Genomic DNA, 4127 nt, shown 5'->3' with positions numbered 1-4127 from the left:
AGTGTGGCGCACCGCCCGTCGGGCGTCGAGGGGTGGCGGTGGGGCCGGGCCGACTCCCCGCTCCGGGGCGGTGGTCGTCACCGGTCCCGGAGGACGGTGATCAGGCGATCTCGCCGGACTTGGCGATCTTGATCGTGGCCGAGGTGCGGCCGCTCTGCGAGCCGAGGCCCTCGATCTTCTTCACCAGGTCCAGGCCCTCGACGACCTCGCCGAAGACGACGTGCTTGCCGTCCAGCCAGTCCGTGACGATGGTGGTGATGAAGAACTGCGAGCCGTTGGTGTTGCGGCCGGCGTTGGCCATCGACAGCAGGCCCGGGCGGTCGTGCTTGAGCTGGAAGTTCTCGTCCGCGAACTTCTCGCCGTAGATGCTCTTGCCGCCGGTGCCGTTGTGGTTGGTGAAGTCACCGCCCTGCAGCATGAAGGCCGGGATGACGCGGTGGAAGCCGGAGCCCTCGTAACCGAAGCCGTTCTGGCCGGTGGCCAGCTCGCGGAAGTTGCGAGCGGTCTTCGGGACGACGTCGTCGAACAGCTTGAAGACGATGCGGCCGGCCGGCTCGTCGTTGATGGTGATGTCGAAGAAAACGTTGGAACCCATGCAGGGATCATGGCACGAGCGGCAAAGCGCCGCGCGCCACCCCTCGGGACCCGAGGTCACAACGGCGTGTTTCCGCCCCCGCCGTCCGGGCCCCGCCGTCCGGGCACGGGGCGGAGCGGCACGGCGGGGGCTACCATCGCCGTCGGGTTCGAACCTTCGGTCGGAGCGGCGGCGTGGACGGCGGGGTGGACGGCATGCGGATCGGCGAACTGGCCCGGCGCACGGGCGTGAGCGAGCGCTCGCTGCGGTACTACGAGGAGCAGGGCCTGCTGGCCGCGCAGCGCACCCCGGGCGGGCACCGGGAGTACCCGGCGGCGGCGGTGGACCGGGTGGTGCACATCCAGGAGCTGTTCGCGGCGGGGCTGCACAGCCGCACCATCTACAAGATCCTGCCCTGCATGCGGGATTCCGACGGCGGGCCGAACGAGACCGCCACGCCCATGCTGGTCGAGGAGCTGACCGCGGCCCGGGCCCGGATCGACCGGATGATCGCCGATCTGCTGCGCTCGCGGGAGGTCCTGGACGAGGTGATCGCCGGCGCCTCGGGGGCCTCTGCGGCGGCGTAGCGCCGGGGCGGGCCCGGGCTTGCGCCGGTCAGGCCCCGAGCTCGCGCCGGTCAGGCCTAGAGCTCGTGCCCGTCAGGCCTTGAGCTTGCGCCAGACGGTCTCCAGCGCCGCGATGTCCGCCTCGTCCAGCCGGTCGGTGAACACCGGCGCCAGGACGGCCCGTCGGGTGGCGTCGGCCTCGGCGAAGAGGGCGCGGCCCGGCTCGGTCAGCTCGATCCGCACCGAGCGCGCGTCCGAGGCGGAGGGCGTGCGGGCGACCAGTCCGCGCCCGGCCAGGGCGTCCACCACCCGGGAGACCTGGCTGCGGCTGAGCATGGTCTTGGCGCCGAGGTCGGAGGCGGCCACCGGCTCCTGCTGCCCGGCCAGCCAGAGCATCACCTCGAACCAGGACAGCGGCAGCTCGTGCACCCGGGTCAGCTCCCGGTCGATCCGGGCGGCCAGGGTGGTGCCCGCCCAGACCAGGCCGTAGAAGGCGTGGTCCTGCTCCGACAGCGGGCCCAGGGTGAGTTCGGCGCGATCCATGCCGTTCATCGTACCGAGGTTGCGTGCGCGTGCACACAATGGCTACTGTGTGCGTGCGCACGCAACACACTGTTCCCGGACCGGACGAGGGCCCCCGCATGACCGAGCACGACACCGCCGCGGACCGCCTCCGCGCCACCCTGACCACCGCCGCCGCCGAGAACCGCGCCCGCGCCTTCCTCTACCGCTGGCTGGAACTGCTGGAGCGCACCACCGGCGACGCCGAACCCCTGCGCGAACTGCTCGCCGACGACCTGGTGATGACCCTCCCCGACGGGCGGGTGCTGCGCGACCACGACGAGGTCGCCGCCTGGTACGACGGCACCCGGGCGGCCGTCCGGCTCAGCCTGCACCACGTCCGCGGGCTCACCGTCACGCCCGGCCCCGGCCGCACCTACGACCTGGCCGTCGACTTCGACTGGCAGGGCATCGCCGTCGACGGCAGCCCGATGACCGCCCGCACCCGGCACGCCTGGACGCTCACCGACACCGGCGAGTCCCACCTGCGGCTCTCCCGCTTCACCGTCACCGCCGTCGAGCCGTTCACCCCGGTCCCCGCCGAGCAGGCCCTCGCCCACTTCACGGCCGCCCGGACGGCGTGATCCACCGGCGAGGGCCTAGCATCGCCCCCAACCAGCCTGAGGGGGACGGAACATGAGCCGGATCGGGGTCTACCTCGCCCATCCGCGACCGGACAGCTTCAACCACGCGCTGTACCGGGCCGTGGTGGACGAACTGCGCGGCCGCGGCTGCGAGGTCCGGGCGCACGACCTGTACGCCGACGGCTTCGAGCCGCTGCTCACCGCCGCGGAGACCGGCACGGTGGCCGACGCCGGGGCGTCCGCCGACCCCCGGCTCGCCCTGCACCGCACCGAAGTGGCCACCCTGGACGCGCTGGTGCTGATCCACCCCAACTGGTGGGGCATGCCGCCCGCCGTCCTCACCGGCTGGGTCCAGCGGGTCCTGGCCCCCGGCGTCGCCTACAAGCTCGGCACCGCCGACGGCGAACCGGCCGGACTGCTCCGCGCCGGACGGGCCCTGGTGCTGAACACCTCCGACACCCCCGAGGCCCGCGAGCGCGAGGAGTTCGGCGACCCGCTGGACCGGATCTGGACGGCCTGCGTCCTGCCGTACGTCGGGATCACCGACGTCCGGCGGACGGTGTTCCGCACCGTCACCGACTCCCCCGCCGCCGAACGGGCCGACTGGCTCCGCCAGGCCCGGGACCAGGCCGCCGCGCTGCTCGACCCGCAGGCCTGAGCCGCTACAGCCCGGCCTCCGCCACGACCCGGGACGGGCTTCCCGCGCAGCCCCGCTGCGGAACGGCCGCGCTACGCGCCGGCCGGGAAGTCCGTGCCGCGGCCGACGGCCGCCCAGGCCTCGGCCTCCCGGCGCGCGCCCTCCAGGGTGCCCAGGACCGCGTCGACCGCGTCGGTGCCGAGCGCCAGGCGCAGCGGCGTCCGCTCCGCCGCCAGCGCGGTCAGGATCGCCTCGGCGGCCTTCACCGGGTCGCCCGGCTGCTTGCCGTCGGAGTCCGGCAGGCCGCTGCGGACCGGGCCGACCACCGGCTCGTACGCGGCGATCGGGGTGGCCTGGGCGAGCGCGCCGCCGCCCGCGAAGCCGGTCCGGAACGCGCCCGGCTCGACGATCAGCACCTTGATCCCGAAGTCGGCCACCTCCAGCGCCAGGGCCTCGGTCAGGCCCTCCAGCGCGAACTTGGTCGCCGAGTAGCCGCCCACGCCGGGGAAGGAGAAGCGGCCGCCCATGCTGCTCATCTGCACCACGGCGCCGGCGCCCCGCGCCCGCATGTGCGGCAGCACGGCCCTGGTGAGCGCGGCCGGGCCGAAGAAGTGCAGCTCCATGAGGTCCCGCAGCTCACGGTCGGTGGTCTCCTCGACCGCGCCGATCACCCCGCGCCCGGCGTTGTTCACCAGGACGTCGATCCGGCCGTGCCGCCGGACGGTCTCGGCGACCACGGCGGGGATCCGCTCCTGATCGGTCACGTCGAGCTGCACCGGGATCAGTCGGCCCGGGTGGGCCGCGGCCGCTTCGGCCAGCGTCTCGGGGCGACGGGCGGCCGCGACGACGGTGTCCCCGGCCGCCAGCGCGGCGTCGGCGATCGCCCGGCCGAAGCCGGAGTTGGCTCCGGTGATCAGCCAGACCCTGCCGTCGGCGTGCTGCTCGGAGGTGTTGCTCATGATCCCTGGTCTCCCGTGATCGTCGTGCGGTGCAGTCGAGTTGACGATCATTTATGTCACTGCGGCGGCCCGCCCGTCCAGGAAGGTTCGACGCCGGACGAACGACGGCCCCCGACCGCGCGGATGCGGTCGGCCCCGACGGCCGGTGGGCGGACCGGGCCGGTCGTCGGGGCTCGTCCGGGCTGGTCGGCGGGCCGTTACGGCAGGTTGCGGGCCATCACGATCCGCTGGACCTGGTTGGTGCCC

6 protein-coding genes are annotated in these 4127 nt (G+C 73.9%); 3 read left to right on the top strand and 3 right to left on the bottom strand.

Features of this window, described 5'->3' with window-relative positions:
- Window positions 1-100: 100 nt before the first annotated feature.
- Window positions 101-595 carry a peptidylprolyl isomerase gene (locus AB0O91_RS41090; RefSeq protein ID WP_363444653.1) on the bottom strand — a complete coding sequence of 165 codons (495 nt, stop codon included), beginning with the start codon at window positions 593-595 and terminating at the stop codon, window positions 101-103.
- Between the two features lie 194 nt (window positions 596-789).
- Here AB0O91_RS41090 and AB0O91_RS41085 point away from each other — a divergent pair, with 194 nt between their 5' ends.
- On the top strand, window positions 790-1161 hold the full coding sequence (locus AB0O91_RS41085) for a MerR family transcriptional regulator (RefSeq protein ID WP_363444656.1): 372 nt from the start codon (window positions 790-792) through the stop codon (window positions 1159-1161).
- Window positions 1162-1233: 72 nt separating this feature from the next.
- Here AB0O91_RS41085 and AB0O91_RS41080 read toward each other — a convergent pair whose 3' ends face one another.
- Window positions 1234-1683: a MarR family transcriptional regulator gene (locus tag AB0O91_RS41080; RefSeq protein ID WP_363444650.1), complete on the bottom strand. Its 450-nt coding sequence runs from the start codon at window positions 1681-1683 to the stop codon at window positions 1234-1236.
- A gap of 98 nt (window positions 1684-1781) precedes the next feature.
- Here AB0O91_RS41080 and AB0O91_RS41075 point away from each other — a divergent pair, with 98 nt between their 5' ends.
- Both AB0O91_RS41075 and AB0O91_RS41070 read left to right on the top strand, forming a co-directional pair.
- Window positions 1782-2285 carry a DUF4440 domain-containing protein gene (locus AB0O91_RS41075; RefSeq protein ID WP_363444647.1) on the top strand — a complete coding sequence of 168 codons (504 nt, stop codon included), beginning with the start codon at window positions 1782-1784 and terminating at the stop codon, window positions 2283-2285.
- 52 nt (window positions 2286-2337) lie between these two features.
- On the top strand, window positions 2338-2943 hold the full coding sequence (locus AB0O91_RS41070) for an NAD(P)H-dependent oxidoreductase (protein ID WP_363444644.1): 606 nt from the start codon (window positions 2338-2340) through the stop codon (window positions 2941-2943).
- 71 nt (window positions 2944-3014) lie between these two features.
- Here the strand turns inward: AB0O91_RS41070 and AB0O91_RS41065 are convergent, their stop codons facing one another.
- Entirely contained in the window at window positions 3015-3881 is an 867-nt protein-coding gene (locus tag AB0O91_RS41065; RefSeq protein ID WP_363444641.1) for an oxidoreductase, read from the bottom strand.
- Window positions 3882-4127 lie beyond the last annotated feature (246 nt).

The sequence above is a fragment of the Kitasatospora sp. NPDC089797 genome, from assembly GCF_040684795.1.
In the GTDB taxonomy this organism is placed as follows: domain Bacteria; phylum Actinomycetota; class Actinomycetes; order Streptomycetales; family Streptomycetaceae; genus Kitasatospora.
The sequence above is the reverse complement of the archived record's forward strand: the minus strand, read 5'-3'. Positions and strand labels throughout refer to the sequence as shown.

Bases quoted from the DNA above. Each gene is read 5' to 3' on its own strand.
- AB0O91_RS41090 (WP_363444653.1), bottom strand. From the start codon at position 595: ATGGGTTCCAACGTTTTCTTCGACATCACCATCAACGACGAGCCGGCC.
- AB0O91_RS41085 (WP_363444656.1), top strand. From the start codon at position 790: ATGCGGATCGGCGAACTGGCCCGGCGCACGGGCGTGAGCGAGCGCTCG.
- AB0O91_RS41080 (WP_363444650.1), bottom strand. From the start codon at position 1,683: ATGGATCGCGCCGAACTCACCCTGGGCCCGCTGTCGGAGCAGGACCAC.
- AB0O91_RS41075 (WP_363444647.1), top strand. From the start codon at position 1,782: ATGACCGAGCACGACACCGCCGCGGACCGCCTCCGCGCCACCCTGACC.
- AB0O91_RS41070 (WP_363444644.1), top strand. From the start codon at position 2,338: ATGAGCCGGATCGGGGTCTACCTCGCCCATCCGCGACCGGACAGCTTC.
- AB0O91_RS41065 (WP_363444641.1), bottom strand. From the start codon at position 3,881: ATGAGCAACACCTCCGAGCAGCACGCCGACGGCAGGGTCTGGCTGATC.